Here is a 15,007-nt window from a genome sequence, read left to right as displayed (position 1 = left end):
GACAGTTCGAAGGAGTCGACGAGATGACGAGATCTGCTGGCCGCACAGCCCCATGGTTTGTCGCTGCCGCCATCGCCGCCCCCTTGCTGGCCCAGGCGCAGGCGACGCAAGGGGTCACCAAGAACGAAGTGCTGGTCGGCACCATCCAGGACCTGTCCGGCCCGATCGCCGCCTTCGGCAAGGAGACGGTCAACGGCATGAACATGCGGATCGAGGAGGCCAATGCCGCAGGCGGCCCGGCCGGCCGCAAGATCCGGTTGATCGTCGAAGACTCCGGCTACGACACCAAGAAGGCCGTGCTGGCGGCGCAGAAGCTGGTGCAGAACGACAAGATCTTCATCACGGTGGCCAACATCGGCACCGCCCTTGCGCTCACCACGATGCCGATCTTCACCGAGGCCGGGGTCATCCACGCCTTTCCGCTGGCGTCCGCGCGCGGTCTCTACGACCCGCCGACCCCGCTCGCCTTCGCTTTCGCCGTGCCCTACTACCAGCAGGGCCGCGTGATCGTCAAGGCATTGAACCAGACCAAGCCGGAGCGCAAATGGTGCTCGCTGATCCAGGACGACGAACTCGGCTCGGAGCTCATGAAGGGCGTCGAGTCGCAGATGAAGGAACTCAACAAGTCGGTGGTCGAGAAGACCACCTACAAGCGCGGCGCGACCGACTTCTCGTCGCAGGTCGCCAAGCTAAAGAGCGTCGGCTGCGACACGGTCGTGATGGGGACGACCTTGCGCGAGACGATCGGTACGCTGAACGAGGCGAAGAAAGTCGGCTTCGCGCCGCAGTTCATCGGGACCTCGGCTTCCTACTCGCACCTCGTGCCCAAGCTCGGCGGCGCGGTGACCGAGGGCTTCCTGTCCTCGCACGCGAGTTCGCAGCCCTATCCGGACGATCCGTCGAAAGCGCTGCGCGACTGGTATGCCGCCTACAAGGCCAAGTACAACGAAGACCCGGGCCAGTACGCCGTCTTCGGCTACGCCACGATGGACTGGACCATCAAGACGCTCGAGAAGGTCGGTCCGAATCTCACCGCCCAGCGCTTCGTGGAGACGATGGAGATCTCGACCTTCCCGCGCGACAAGCTGGGCTTCGACACCATGAGCTTCACCAAGACCAAGCGCCTCGGTTCCGAGGCCGTGCGGATCTCGCACATCGTGAACGGCCGCTGGGTGCCGATCACGGACTACCTGCAGCCCTGACGCGGCGCGGCCCGCGCCGACCGCCCCCGCAAGCCACAGCGCGAAGGAGCGTTCTTGGAATTCGTTCAACTGCTGATCTCCGGCTCGGCGCTGGGTTGCATCTACGCGCTGATCGCGCTGGGCTTCGTGCTTATCTACAAGGCCACCGAGACCGTCAACTTCGCGCAGGGCGAGCTGATGATGCTCGGTGCCTGCACCGGCTACCTGCTGATGGCGTGGTTCAAGCTGCCGTTCTTCTGGGCCGCGCTGGTCAGTGTCGCCGGGATGGGCGGCTTCGGGATCCTGCTCGAACGTTCGGTCATCCGGCCGATTCTGGGCCAGCCTCAATTCACCGTGGTCATGCTCACCATCGGGCTCGGCTACATCACGCGCGGCCTGGTGACCATGCTGCCGGGCATCGGCACCGACACCCACGTCATGGACATTCCCTACAAGGGCGCGGTGTGGAACCTCGGCGGCCTGATCCTCAGCGCCGAGCAGGGCGTGGTGATCGGAACCACGCTGCTGCTGTGTGCGCTGCTGTTCCTGATGTTCAAGTACAGCAAGCTCGGTGTCGCGATGCAGGCGTCTTCGCAGAACCAGCTGGCGGCGTACTACATGGGCATCCCGGTCAAGCGCCTCAACGGCCTGGTGTGGGGCCTGTCGGCGGGCGTGGCGACCATCGCCGGCCTGCTGCTCGCGCCGATCACCTTCGTCCACGTCAACATGGGCTTCATCGGTCTCAAGGCCTTTCCCGCGGCGGTGGTGGGCGGCTTCGGCAGCCTGCCGGGCGCGGTGGTCGGCGGGCTGGTGATCGGCATCGTCGAGTCCTTCGCGGGCTTCTATCTGCCGGAGGGCTTCAAGGACGTCGCCGCGTACGTGGTGGTCCTGCTGATGCTGATGGTCAAGCCGAACGGACTGTTCGGAGAAAAGCTGCGCAAGAAGGTATGAGATTCCTCTTCAAGACTTCCTACGAGCAGGACCATCGGCTCGCCAAGCATGCGGGCGAGGCGTTCTGGTACGGCCTGTTGCTGATCGCGCTTGTGCTCGCGCCCTGGGTGGTGGGGCCGTACTGGACTTCGCAACTCACCTTCGTCCTCATCTATTCCATCGCAGGCCTGGGATTGATGGTGCTGGCCGGCTTCACCGGGTTGTTGTCCATCGGGCATGCTGCCTTTCTGGGCGTCGGGGCCTATACGCAGGCCGTGCTCACCGGGCATGGGTGGCCCTTTCCGCTGGCGCTGGCCGCCTCCGCCGGCCTGTCGGCCTCGGTCGGCGTGGTGGTGGGACTGCCGGCGTTGCGGGTCAAGGGCATCTACCTCGCGGTCGCCACGCTGGCCTTCGGCTTCATCGTCGAGGAGGTGATGGCGCGCTGGGAGAGCATCACCGGCGGCAACGCCGGCCTGGCGGTGAAACCGCCCGCGCTGTTCGGCTGGACGGCCAGCGGCGCCGAATCCTTCTACCTCGTGGTGCTGCTGACCTGCGTGCTCGTGACGGTGGGCGTGCTCAATCTCCTGCGCACTTCGACCGGGCGCGCTTTCATCGCCATCCGCGACTCGGAGATCTCGGCGCAAAGCATGGGCATCCACCTGGCACGCTACAAGACTGTTTCGTTCGCCTTGTCGGCCGCGATCGTCGGCATCGCAGGTGCGCTCTACGCCCACAAGCTGCGCTTCATCTCGCCCGAGCAGTTCGGGATCGCGCAGTCGATCGATCTGTTGCTGCTGGTGGTCGTGGGCGGGCTGGGTTCCGTTCATGGCGCGTTCTTCGGCGCGATCTTCCTGATCACCATGCCGCAGGCGATCGCCATCGCCAAGGATTGGCTTCCGCCGGCCATTGGCCAGGCGGCGGGGCTCCAGGCCGTCGTCTTCGGCGCGGTGCTGATGGTCTTTGTGCTGTTCGAACCGACGGGGCTGCACGGCCGGTGGGTCAAGCTGCGTACCTACCTCGAACTGTTCCCGACCTACCGACGCGGCATGTTCAGGCGCCAGAAGTCGTTCCAGAAATCGGAGAGGGTGCGCTGATGGACAGCCTTCTTTCGGCGCGCGATCTGTCGGTTCGCTTCGGCGGCGTGCTGGCCGTCAACAAGGTCAGCTTCGACGTGCATCGCGGCGAGGTGTTCACGTTGATCGGGCCGAACGGCGCCGGCAAGACGACCGTCTTCAATCTCATCAGCCGCATCTACATGCCGACCGAGGGCAGCATCACTTTCAACGGCGTGGCGCTCGACCAGACGCCGCCTCATGGCATCGCCGCCCTCGGCATTGCGCGCACCTTCCAGAACATCGAGCTGTTCGAGCAGGCGACGGTGCTGCAGAACCTGCTGATCGGATTCCACACTCATCGCGCGGCCGGCTTCTGGAGCGATCTTTTCTTTGCGCCTTCGGCCAGGCGCAACGAACTCGCGGCGCGGCGCAAGGCGGAGCAGGTGATCGAGCTGCTGCGGCTGATGCGCTACCGCGATCACAAGGTCGCGGGCCTGGCCTACGGCGTGCGCAAGGTGGTCGAACTGGCGCGCGCATTGTGCAGCGACCCGAAGCTCCTGCTGCTGGACGAGCCGTCCTCCGGACTCAATGCCGAGGAGACCGAGGACATGGCCTGGTGGATCCAGGACATCCAGCGCGAGCTCGGCATCACCGTGCTGATGGTCGAGCACGACATGAGCCTGGTGTCGCGCGTCTCCGACCGCGTGCTTGCGATGAACCAGGGCGAGGTGCTGGCGCTGGGGTCGCCCGCCGAAGTCCAGGCGCACGAAGGCGTCATCGAGGCCTACCTCGGCAGCATCGACGACGTGTCCAGCCTGCGGAGGCCGGAAGCATGAACGTTGAACAGTCGAGCATGCTGAAGCTCTCGAACGTCGAGAGTTCCTACGGCCCCGTGAAGGCGATCCGCGGCGTGAGCCTGAAGGTGCGCAAGGGCGAGATCGCGACCGTGCTGGGTTCCAACGGCGCCGGCAAGAGCACGATCCTGAAGACCATCTCGGGCGTGCTCGATCCGGCCAAGGGCAGCATCGAGTTCAAGGGCCGGGACATCACGGCGCACGACCCGGCGGAGGTGGTGCGCGCCGGCCTCAGCCATGTGCCTGAGGGTCGCGAGGTGTTTCCGCTGCTGTCGGTGCGCGACAACCTCATGATGGGCGCCTACACCCGGAAGGACCGCGACGGCGTGGCGCGCGACCTCGAGACGGTGTTCGGCTACTTTCCGATCCTCAGGGAAAAAGCCGCGCAGGATGCCGGGCTCCTGTCGGGCGGGCAGCAGCAGATGCTGTCGATCTCACGCGCGCTGATGGCGCAGCCGGAACTGATCCTGCTCGACGAGCCGAGCCTGGGGCTCAGCCCGCGGCTGACCAAGGAAATTTTCGAGATCATCGTGCGCATCAACCGCGAGCGCGGCACCACCATCCTGCTGGTCGAGCAGAACGCCAACATGGCGCTCAATGCCGCCGACTTCGGCTATGTGCTGGAGAACGGTCGCATCGTGATGGAAGACCGCTGCAGCGCGCTGCGCGAGAAGGACGACATCAAGGAGTTCTACCTCGGTGCGAAAGGCGCCGGCGCGCGCAGCGAGCGCCGCTGGAAGAAGAAGAAAACCTGGCGCTGAACGCGTGCTACCTATGCGAAATCCCACTCGACCGCCGGCCGTCCCGGCCGACATCCGGACGGTGCCTGCGCTGTTCCGCCATGCCGTGCAGACGTGCGCCGATGCCGTGATGCTGCGCCAGAAGGAGCTGGGCGTCTGGCGGTCCTACACGTATGCCGAGGTCGGCGAGATCGTGGCCGATCTGGCCTGCGGCCTGGTGTCGCTGGGCCTGGCGCCCGGCGACGTCGTCTCGGTGCTGTCCAACACTTGCCGGGAATGGCTGTGGGTCGATCTGGCCGGCCTCACGGCCGGTGGCGTGGTGAACGGTATCTACCCCACCGATTCGGCCTCCCAGCTGGAGTACCTGTGCACGGATTCAGGAACCACTTTGCTGTTCGTCGAGAACGAGGAGCAGCTCGACAAGTTCCTCGAGGTGGGCGAGCGCCTCACGCAGGTCCGCCAGGTGATCGTGTTCGACATGGAGGGGCTTGCGAATCTCGACGATCCGCGAGTGATCTCGCTCGACCGCCTGGCCGAACTGGGCCGCGAGCGGCGCAAGGCGCAGCCTTCGCTGGTCGAAGAACGCATCGCGAGTCGGCGACCGGGTGACCTGGCCGTGCTGGTCTACACATCGGGCACGACCGGCAGGCCCAAGGGCGCGATGATCTCGCACGCCAATGTGATGGCGGCGTGCCGCACGCTCGAAGCCTTTTTGCCGCCCACCAGGCTGCGCGAGCGCGCCGCGTTCCTGCCCCTGTGCCACGTGTCGGAGCGCATCTTCGGCGAGTACTACGCGCTGCTCGTCGGCCAGACCCTGAACTTCGTCGAGGACCCGGACACGATCTTCGACAACATCCGTGAGATCCAGCCGGACGTCTTCATGGCGGTGCCGCGGGTCTGGGAGAAGCTCTACTCGAGCGTGACCACCGCGATGCGCGAAGCCACCCGGCTCGAGCAGTGGGCGTACCGCAAGGCACTGGCGGTCGGCGAGCAGATGGCGCGCTGCCAGGAACAGGGGATGCCCGTGCCTCGCGGGTTGCGCCTGCGCTTCTGGCTGGCCCGCAAACTGGTGCTCGACAACCTGCGCCGCATGATGGGCCTGGGGCGTGTGGAGGTCGCGATCACCGGCGCCGCGCCGATCTCTGCCGAACTGATCCGCTGGTTCATGGCGCTGGGCATTTCCCTGAACGAACTCTGGGGGATGACCGAACTCACCGGCGCCGCCACCTGCAACCCGCGTGGGCGCAGCAAGCCCGGAAGCATCGGCGTCGCACTGCCGGGTTCGGAGGTGAGGGTGTCGCAGCAGGGCGAGCTGATGGTGCGCGGTGCCCAGGTCTTCATGGGCTACCTGAACATGCCCGAAAAGACCGCCGAGGCCTTCGAGGACGGCTGGCTGAAGACCGGCGACGTGGGGCGCGTGGACGAGGAGGGGTACTTCTTCATCACGGACCGCATGAAGGACATCATCATCACGGCAGGCGGCAAGAACATCACGCCTTCGGAATGGGAGAACCAGATCAAGTTCAGCCCCTACGTGACCGACGCGGTGGTCATCGGTGACAGGCGGGCCTACCTGAGCTGCCTGGTGATGATCGACCAGGACAACGTCGAGCAGTGGGCACAGGAGCGCTCCGTCGCCTTCTCGGACTACAAGTCGCTTGCACGCAGCCGCGAGGTGATCGAGCTGATCGCCGAGGAGATCGAGAAGGTCAACCGGCATTTCGCGCGGGTCGAGCAGATCAAGGAGTTCCGCCTGATCGAAACCCGCCTCAGCGCGGAGGACGAGGAACTGACACCGACGATGAAGCTCAAGCGCTCGCTGGTGAACCGCAAGTACGCCGCCCTGATCGACTCGATGTACGCCGACAAAGCGGCTTGAAGCGCGGCCGCGCTCAGTCGACCGAAGCGTGCAGGCGGCGCATGCCGCGGATCCAGCGGTCGGTGTCGTCCGCCTTGTGGCGCATCTGCGTGTGGATGAAGGGCTGCGGCAGAATCAGGAAGCGCTCCTCGGCCAGCGCCTGGACGACCACTTGCGCCACCTCGGCGGTGCTCATGAGACCGTGCGAGAGGAGGTCGCGGCGCGCCTTCGGCTCGGCGCCGAGCAGCGGCGTGTCGACGCCGGCCGGGCAGAGGCAGCTCACCCGGATGCCTTGCCCCCCGTAGGTGATGGACAGCCATTCGGCGAAGGCCACGGCCGCGTGCTTGCTCACGGCATAAGGCGCATCGAATTGCGAGAGCAGGCCGGCCGCGGAAGCCGTCTGCAGCAGGTAGCCCTGGCCGCGCGACAGCATCCGCGGCAGCAGGGCCCGGGCGGCGTGGACATGCGCCATCAGATTGACGTCCATCACGCGGCGCCAATCGGCATCCGGCAGTTCGGGGCCACCGGCAGCCGTGGTGCCTGCGTTGGAGCAGAACAGATCGATCGGGCCGTGGCGCGACTCGGTCTCTTCGATGAGCCGCTGGAGTTCGGCCTCGACGGCCACGTCGACGAGCGCCGCATGGCCGCCGATGTCCAGCGCGACTGCGTGCGCCCGCGCGGCATCGCGGTCGGCGACCACGACGGCGCGCGCGCCTTCCTCCGCAAACCGCCGCGCCATGGCGGCGCCGATGCCGCTCGCAGCGCCGGTGACGACGATGACCTTGTCCTTGAGTTGCATGCAGGCTCCCCGATGTCTCTCGCCCGAGCGTAGGCAGGCCCGGGGCCCGTGTCTTGCGCCGAGTCGCTGCCCGAGCGGCCGCCGCGGCGCATGACAGCGACTGCGCGCAAGAAAGTTGCGGGCCGCTGGAATAGCCTCCGAGGGACTGCCACGACCCCTGGGACCGACGATGAAGGCTGCTGTTTTTCGCGGAGTCGACCGACTGCTGTCGATCGAGGATGTGCCCTTGCCGCAGGCCGGGCCGGGCGAACTGGTGCTGCGGGTCCATTACTGCGGGGTGTGCGGATCGGACCTGCACTCCACGCACCCGGGCCTGTTCGTCGTGAAGGACGGAACTGTGCTGGGCCACGAGTTCTCCGGCGAGATCGTCGAGAGCGGCGCCAGCGACTGGAAGGTCGGCGAGCGCGTGACGGCCTTGCCGAACAACGCCTGCAGCGGTTGCGTGGCACAGGGTTTTCAGGAATGCCGCGAAGGGCTCGGCATGATCTGCCCACACAACCGCCTGACCGGCTTCAGTCCAAACCGGCCCGGAGGCCTGGCGGAATACGTGAAGGTGCCCGCCGGCCAGGCCATCCGCCTGCCCACGGCGGTCGGCGAGCGCGAGGGCGCGATGATCGAGCCGCTGGCGGTGGGCCTGCATGCGGTGGAAGCCGGCCAGATCGGGCTCGGTGCGCGCGTGCTCGTGATCGGCGCCGGACCGATCGGCCTGGCGGTCACCGCCTTCGCGCGGCAGGCGGGGGCTGCGCATGTGGTGGTGAGCGAGTTCGCGAGCGGCCGCCGCGCCATCGCCGGGCGTTTCGGCGCCACGGCATTGATCGACCCTTCGGTCGACGACGTCGGCGCTGCATTCGCCAAGGCTGCGGGCGCGCCGCCCGACGTCATCTTCGAATGCGTCGGCATCGCCGGACTGATCCAGCAGTGCATCGAGATGTCGAAGCCGCGCGGGCGGATCGTCGTGGTCGGCGTGTGTCCGACCGAGGACCGCGTGATGCCGCAACGGGCGATGGCGAAGGAGATCAATCTCCGGTTCGTGATGGGCTATGGCAAGACCGATTGGCAGCGCGTGCTCGACCTGCTCGATGCCGGCCGCGTCGAACCCGGGGCCATGGTCACGGACACGGTGAGGCTGGAGGCGCTGCCGGAGGCCTTCGAGGCGCTGCGGCGTCCCACTATGCAGATCAAGCTGCTGGTCCGGCCGGGAGGCGCGAGTTGACCCGACGGTCAGCGACTTGACGCAAGAGACTTTGGCCGGCCTTCGTTAGCCTCGGCACAACTGCCCATCGCTCCCTGTTTGGACCCTGCCCATGACCGCACCCGTCACCCTGACACGCCACGGCGACATCGCGCTGCTGCGCATCGACAATCCGCCGGTCAACGCCTTGTCGCCGGGCGTGGTCGCCGGCCTCGCGTCGGCGGTCGATGCCTTCGAGGCCGACCGCTCCTTCAAGGCCTTGCTGGTCCATGGAGAGGGGCGGACCTTCGTGGCCGGCGGCGACATCAACTCCTTCGACGACCCGCATTTCTCCGCGAAGCTCTACAACGGCACCCTGGCCCGCATCGAAGCGTTGGACCGGCCGGTCGCCGCCGCGCTGCATGGGACCGTGCTCGGCGGCGGACTGGAACTGGCGCTGGCCTGTCATTACCGCGTGAGCGTGCCCACCGCCGTGTTCGGCTTCCCGGAAGTCAAGCTCGGCATCCTGCCCGGTTCGCTCGGAACCCAGCGCCTGCCGCGGGTGGCCGGCGCGGAGCTGACGCTGGACTTGATCGGGACCGGCCGAAGCATCGATGCCGCCGCGGCGCTGAAGGCCGGCATCGTCGACGAAGTCCGCGAGGGCGAGCCGCTTCAGGTCGGGCTCGCGTTCGTGGAAGCATTGATCGCCCGCAGCGCGCCGCCGCGACGGCTCAGCGAACGCTCGGTGTCGCTCGAGGGCCTGCCCGCGGACTTCTTCGACAAGGCGCTCGACGAAGCATCGCGCCGCAAGGCCTTCTACCCGGCCGCCCGCAACATCGTGCTGGCGGTGCAGGCGTCGACCCTGCCTTTCGCCGAGGGCGAAGCCGTCGAGGCGCGCCTGTTCGAGGAACTGCGCACCTCGCCCCAGTCCCAGGCCCTGCGCCACCTCTTCTTTGCGGAGCGGCAGGCGTCGAAGATCCCGGGCCTCCCCAAGGACCTGAGCCTGCGCCCCGTGCGCTCGGTCGGCATCGTCGGCGCCGGCACCATGGGCGGCGGCATTGCGATGAACTTCGCCAACGCCGGCATCCCGACCGTGCTGGTCGAGACCTCGCAGGAGGCGCTCGACCGCGGCCTGAAGGCTATTCGCGGCAACTACGAAGCGAGCGCTGCCAAGGGCAGGCTCACCACCGCGCAGGTCGCCGAGCGCCTGGGCTTGCTCAGCGGAACCCTCGACGATGCCTCGCTCGCGGGCTGCGATCTCGTGATCGAGGCCGTGTTCGAGAACATGGACCTGAAGAAGCAGGTCTGCGCGCGGCTCGGCCAGGTGTGCAAGCCGGGCGCCATCATCGCGACCAACACCTCGACCCTGGACGTCGATGTTCTGGCCGAGGCGACCGGACGGCCGGCGGACGTGGTCGGCACGCACTTCTTCAGTCCGGCCAACGTGATGCGGCTGCTGGAAGTGGTGCGCGGTGCGACGACCGCGCCCGACGTGCTGGCGACGGTGATGCAGCTGGCGCGCACGATCAAGAAGATCGCGGTCGTCTCCGGCGTCTGCTATGGCTTCATCGGCAACCGCATGGCCGAGGTCTACATGCGCGAAGCGGAGTTCCTGATGATGGAGGGCGCGAGCCCCGCCGAGATCGACGGCGCTGTGGAGGCACTCGGCATGGCCATGGGGCCCTGCCGCATGCTGGACATGGCGGGCATCGACGTGGGCGCGAAGACCGTCATCGAGTACGGCAAGGCCGGCGGGCTGCCGCCCGACGACAGCTACCGCGCCGTGGTGCGCAGGATGTTCGAGCTGGGTCGCTTCGGCCAGAAGACCGGGGTGGGCTATTACCGCTACGACGGCCGCAAGCCCGTGACCGATCCCGAGACGGCCCGCGTGGCCGAAGAACTCGCGAATGCCCATGGCATCGCCCGGCGCAGTGACATCGGCGCGCAGGAGATCGTCGAGCGCCTGCTGGTTCCCATGATCAACGAAGGCGCGAAGATCCTGGAGGAGGGGATTGCCTACCGCCCGGGCGACATCGACATGGTGTGGACCTCCGGCTACGGCTTTCCCGATCACCGCGGCGGGCCGATCTTCATGGCCGATCAGATCGGGCTGCCGGTGGTCGCCGAACGAATCGCGCACTACGCCAGCGTCCGGGGCAACCCCTACGGCTACTGGACCGCGTCCTCCTTGCTGACCGACCTGGCCAGCCAGGGCCGGAAGCTTTCCGACTGGACAGCGGCGTAGGCGCTTCGGACACCTCGCCATCCCACCTCTTGCTCCGCATTCACAGGAAGACATCATGAAAGAAGCCGTCATCGTCTCGACCGCGCGCACCGGCATCGGGCGCGCATACAAGGGCTCGCTCAACAACACGAAGTCGCCAACGATGCTGGCCCATGCGATCGCACACGCCGTGCAGCGTGCCGGCGTCGAGGGTGGCGAGATCGAGGACGCGGTGATCGGCTGCGTGTTGTCCTCCGGCACCGCCGGCATGAACCTCGCACGCAACGCAGTGCTGGCCGCCGGCCTGCCTGCAACGGTGTCGGGGCAGACCATGGACCGCCAGTGCGCATCGGGCCTGATGGCGATCGCGACCGCGGCCAAGCAGGTGATGGTCGACGGCATGGACATCGTGATTGCCGGTGGCCACGAGAACATCACTGCCGTGCAGGACGCCTATATGGGATGGGTTGCGAAGGAGAAGGATCCGAGGGTGATCGAACACGCGCCGCATGCCTACATGCCGATGCTGCAGACGGCCGAGTTCGTGGCGAAGAAGTACGGCATTTCGCGCGAGGCGCAGGATCGCTACTCGCTCGCTTCTCAGCAACGCACCGCCGCCGCGCAGGCCGCGGGTCGCTTCGATGCGGAGATCGTTCGCTTCACGACCACGATGGCGGTCGTCGACAAGAACACCAAGGAGGTCTCTTACAGCGAAGTGACGCTCCACGCCGACGAGGGCAATCGGCCCGAGACCACGCTCGAAGGGCTTGCCTCGCTGAAGCCCGTGATCGAAGGCGGCGTGGTGACGCCCGGCAACGCGAGCCAGTTGTCGGACGGCGCGTCCGCCTGCGTGCTGATGGAGCGCGGCCTCGCGCAGCGCCGCGGCCTGGCGCCGCTGGGCATCTACCGCGGCATGGCCGTGGCCGGATGCGCACCCGAAGAGATGGGCATCGGTCCGATCTACGCCATTCCCAAGCTGCTGAAGCAGCACGGCCTGAAGGTCGCCGACATCGGCCTGTGGGAACTCAATGAAGCCTTCGCCTGCCAGGCCATCTATTGCCGTGACCACCTCGGCATCGATCCTGAAAAGTACAACGTCGACGGCGGCGGCATCTCGATCGGTCACCCCTACGGCATGACCGGCGCGCGGGTGGTGGGCCACGCATTGATCGAGGGCAAGCGACGCGGGGTGAAGTACGTCGTCGCCACCATGTGCGTCGGCGGCGGCATGGGCGCGGCGGCGCTGTTCGAGGTCGCCTGAAGCAAAGCGAGCACCTCAGGCACAAGAGGAGACGATACGGTGGAAGACCAAACCCTGGTGGACAGCCTGTTGCGACAAGTCGCGAGCAGGCCCGATGACGTTGCGTACCGCACCGGCGACCGGACCTTGACGTTTCGCGAGGTCGACCGCGCCACCAACCAGATCGCAAACGCGCTGGCCGCCATGGGCGTCGGACGGGACGGCCGCGTCGCGGTGCTGACGAAGCACCACACGGAATGCATCCTGACGACGCTCGCGGCATGCAAGCTCGGCGCGGTGTGCATGCCCGTCAATTGGCGCCTCTCGGCCTCGGAGATCGAGTACATCGTGAACAACGGGGAAGCGCCGTTCCTGATGGCCGATGCGGCCTTCATGCCGACGGTGCAAAGCGCCCGGCTGCCTGGCGTGAAGAGGCTGGTTTGCACTGAGCAGGCGCACGAGGGCGCGCCCTCGCTGGCACAGTGGTACAGCGGCCAGGCCACCGAGTTCACCTCCGTCGCCATGGGGGCGCATGACGCCGCGCTGCAGCTGTATTCGTCAGGCACCACGGGGCTGCCGAAAGGCATCGTGCTGACCCACGCCGGCCTGCTCTCGACTTCGAGGGTGGTTGCGAAGGAATGGGAGTTCGACCATCGCCACGTGTTGGGCAATCCGCTGCCGGTGTTCCATGTCGCCGGCATGACCATGCTGCTGCTCACGCTGTACACGGGAGGGCAGACCTCCGCCTATTCGGAGTTCGATCCGGCCGCCTACCTGCGCAGCATTGCACTGCACCGCATCACGCACACCTTCGTGGTGCCGGCAATGATCCTGTTCATGCTCCAGGTGCCCGAGGCACGATCGGGCGACTACAACAGCCTGCAGCTGATGGCTTACGGCGGCTCGCCGGTCAGCGAAACGGTCATCAAGCAGGCCTTCGAGATCTTCCATTGCAAGTTCCTTCAGGTCTACGGCCTCACCGAGGTGTCCGGCCCGGCGACCTTCCTGTTTCCGTCCGACCACGCCTGCGGCGATCCGGAGCTTCTGCGATCGGCGGGGCGGCCCATCGGCGGCGCGCGCCTGCGCATCGTGGACCCCGTGACGCTGGAGGACCTGCCTGACGGCCAGGTCGGCGAAATCTGGATCGAGTCCGACCGGAACCTCAAGGAGTACTGGCGCAACCCGGAGGCCACTGCGGCCGCTTACCCCGAGGGACGCAATGCGAACGGCGGCTGGTTTCGCTCGGGCGATGGCGGCTACCTCAAGAACGGCTATCTCTACATCAACGACCGCATCAAGGACATGATCGTGTCGGGCGGCGAGAACATCTATCCGGCCGAAGTCGAGAACGTGCTGATGCGGCATCCCGCCGTGGCCGACGGCGCGATCATCGGCGTGCCCGACCCGACCTGGGGCGAGGCCGTCAAGGCGTGCGTGGTGCTGCGACCCGGCGCGCAAGCGACCGAGCGCGACGTCATCGATTTCATGCGCGCCAATCTGGCGCACTTCAAGTGCCCGAAGAGCGTGGACATCGTCGACGCGTTGCCGCGCAACCCGAGCGGAAAAATTCTCAAGCGCGTCCTTCGCGAGCCTTACTGGCGCGGCCAGAGCAGGGCGGTCGGATAGCGCGAGCCCCGCAACCCGGTCTTTCCGAGCGGGTTATCACCTAATGATTGTCTGACAATATGGGAAGACAATAATGCCCAAGAGCTACCGCAATGAGCTCGTAACCGTGAATGCCAAGGAGACAAGAATGTTGAGAAACCTGATCGTCGCGGCCTCCGCCGCCCTCGTCCTCATGGGGGCGACAGCGCCGGCGATGGCGCGGGACAAGCCCATCAAGGTGGCGTTGATCGCGAGCAAGACGGGGCCCTCGGAGGCTTATGCGCGCGACACCGAACGCGGATTGCGCCTGGGCCTGGAATACCTGACGCAGGGCACGATGACCGTGCTGGGGCGCAAGATCGAAGTCATCGTCAAGGACGACCAGATGAAGCCCGAGTTGTCGAAGGCCATGCTCACCGAAGCCTTCGCAGACGACAACGCCGACATCGCGGTCGGCACCTCGTGGTCGGGCGGTGCACTGTCGATGGCACCGGTGGCCGAGGAATACAAGAAGGTGCTGATGGTCGAGCCCGCGATCGCCGACTCGCTGACGGGCGCCAGCTGGAACCGCTACCTGTTCCGCGCCAGTCGCAATTCCTTCCAGGACGCGCTGGCCAGCGCTGCGGGGTTGAAAGAGGGCGACAACATCGCGTTTCTTGCGCCTGACTACGTTTATGGAAAAGACGGCGTGAAGGCCTTCAAGGATGCCATGGCATCGACGAAGAGCAAGGCCAAGATCGTGCACGAGGAGTTCATCCCGCTGGCGACCACGGACTTCACCGCGCCGATGCAGCGCATCTTCGATGGCATGAAGAACGTGAACGGACGCAAGTACCTGGTCGTGATCTGGGGTGCCCCGAATCCGATCCGGAAGATCTCCGAGCTGAACCCCGGCCGCTACGGCATCGAGTTCCTGTCCATCGGCGGCGCCAATCTCGAGAACACCAAGCCCTGGAAAGGGCTGGACGTGTCCGGCGGCACCTACTACTACTACGGCTTCCCCAAGAACGCGATGAACGACTGGCTGGTCGCCGAGCACCAGAAGCGCTTCAAGATGCCGCCGGACCTCTTTACCGCGGGCGGGTTCGTCACCGCCAGCGCGATCATCGCGGGCCTCAAGAAGGCCAACTCGGCCGACTCCGAGAAACTGATCGCAGCGATGGAGGGCATGGAATTCGACACGCCCAAGGGCAAGATGACTTTCCGCAAGGAGGACCATCAGGCGATGCAGGCGCAGTACCAGTTCAAGATGAAGAAGGCGCCCGCCGGCGAGTGGGACCTGCTGGAGCTGGTGCGCGAGATTCCGGCGTCCGAGATGCCGGTGCCCGTCACGGCCAAGCGCTGAGTGCC

12 protein-coding genes are annotated in these 15,007 nt (G+C 66.4%); 11 read left to right on the top strand and 1 reads right to left on the bottom strand.

Features of this window, described 5'->3' with window-relative positions; genetic code table 11:
• Window positions 1-23 precede the first annotated feature (23 nt).
• The 6 genes from ACSQ89_RS36685 to ACSQ89_RS36660 are packed head-to-tail and all read left to right on the top strand — an operon-like array spanning window position 24 to window position 6,639.
• Window positions 24-1,202, top strand: coding sequence for an ABC transporter substrate-binding protein (locus ACSQ89_RS36685; protein ID WP_436297050.1), 1,179 nt, complete (start codon window positions 24-26; stop codon window positions 1,200-1,202).
• A 54-nt stretch (window positions 1,203-1,256) separates the two neighbouring features.
• The gene (locus ACSQ89_RS36680) at window positions 1,257-2,132 is read left to right on the top strand and encodes a branched-chain amino acid ABC transporter permease (protein ID WP_436297049.1); all 876 of its coding nucleotides are present in this window, start codon (window positions 1,257-1,259) and stop codon (window positions 2,130-2,132) included.
• The gene (locus tag ACSQ89_RS36675; protein ID WP_436297048.1) at window positions 2,129-3,205 is read left to right on the top strand and encodes a branched-chain amino acid ABC transporter permease; all 1,077 of its coding nucleotides are present in this window, start codon (window positions 2,129-2,131) and stop codon (window positions 3,203-3,205) included. The genes ACSQ89_RS36680 and ACSQ89_RS36675 overlap by 4 nt, the downstream gene beginning before the upstream one ends.
• The gene (locus ACSQ89_RS36670; RefSeq protein ID WP_436297047.1) at window positions 3,205-4,002 is read left to right on the top strand and encodes an ABC transporter ATP-binding protein; all 798 of its coding nucleotides are present in this window, start codon (window positions 3,205-3,207) and stop codon (window positions 4,000-4,002) included. Before ACSQ89_RS36675 ends, ACSQ89_RS36670 begins: the two co-directional genes overlap by 1 nt.
• Window positions 3,999-4,781, top strand: coding sequence for an ABC transporter ATP-binding protein (locus ACSQ89_RS36665; protein WP_436297046.1), 783 nt, complete (start codon window positions 3,999-4,001; stop codon window positions 4,779-4,781). Before ACSQ89_RS36670 ends, ACSQ89_RS36665 begins: the two co-directional genes overlap by 4 nt.
• Before the next feature lie 13 nt (window positions 4,782-4,794).
• Entirely contained in the window at window positions 4,795-6,639 is a 1,845-nt protein-coding gene (locus ACSQ89_RS36660) for an AMP-dependent synthetase/ligase (RefSeq protein ID WP_436297045.1), read from the top strand.
• Window positions 6,640-6,652: 13 nt separating this feature from the next.
• Here the strand turns inward: ACSQ89_RS36660 and ACSQ89_RS36655 are convergent, their stop codons facing one another.
• Window positions 6,653-7,417 carry an SDR family oxidoreductase gene (locus ACSQ89_RS36655; RefSeq protein WP_436297044.1) on the bottom strand — a complete coding sequence of 255 codons (765 nt, stop codon included), beginning with the start codon at window positions 7,415-7,417 and terminating at the stop codon, window positions 6,653-6,655.
• 169 nt (window positions 7,418-7,586) lie between these two features.
• Between ACSQ89_RS36655 and ACSQ89_RS36650 the strand changes: the two genes are divergently transcribed.
• From ACSQ89_RS36650 to ACSQ89_RS36630, 5 genes are all read left to right on the top strand, one after another.
• Entirely contained in the window at window positions 7,587-8,630 is a 1,044-nt protein-coding gene (locus ACSQ89_RS36650; RefSeq protein ID WP_436297043.1) for a zinc-binding dehydrogenase, read from the top strand.
• A 91-nt stretch (window positions 8,631-8,721) separates the two neighbouring features.
• The gene (locus ACSQ89_RS36645) at window positions 8,722-10,833 is read left to right on the top strand and encodes a 3-hydroxyacyl-CoA dehydrogenase NAD-binding domain-containing protein (RefSeq protein WP_436297042.1); all 2,112 of its coding nucleotides are present in this window, start codon (window positions 8,722-8,724) and stop codon (window positions 10,831-10,833) included.
• 55 nt (window positions 10,834-10,888) lie between these two features.
• A complete protein-coding gene (locus ACSQ89_RS36640; RefSeq protein WP_436297041.1) occupies window positions 10,889-12,073 on the top strand; it encodes an acetyl-CoA C-acyltransferase in 1,185 nt (394 codons plus the stop codon).
• 39 nt (window positions 12,074-12,112) lie between these two features.
• Window positions 12,113-13,678, top strand: a complete 1,566-nt coding sequence (locus tag ACSQ89_RS36635) for a long-chain-fatty-acid--CoA ligase (RefSeq protein ID WP_436297040.1) — start codon at window positions 12,113-12,115, stop codon at window positions 13,676-13,678.
• Window positions 13,679-13,805: 127 nt separating this feature from the next.
• Window positions 13,806-15,002 (top strand): substrate-binding domain-containing protein, encoded by a 1,197-nt coding sequence (locus ACSQ89_RS36630; RefSeq protein ID WP_436297039.1) that lies wholly within the window; start codon window positions 13,806-13,808, stop codon window positions 15,000-15,002.
• The last annotated feature ends 5 nt before the right edge of the window (window positions 15,003-15,007 follow it).

Source organism: Variovorax sp. LjRoot175, assembly GCF_964253805.1.
Taxonomy (GTDB): Bacteria; Pseudomonadota; Gammaproteobacteria; order Burkholderiales; family Burkholderiaceae_C; genus Variovorax.
Note: the sequence above shows the minus strand (reverse complement) of the source record. Positions and strands in the feature narration are given on the sequence as shown.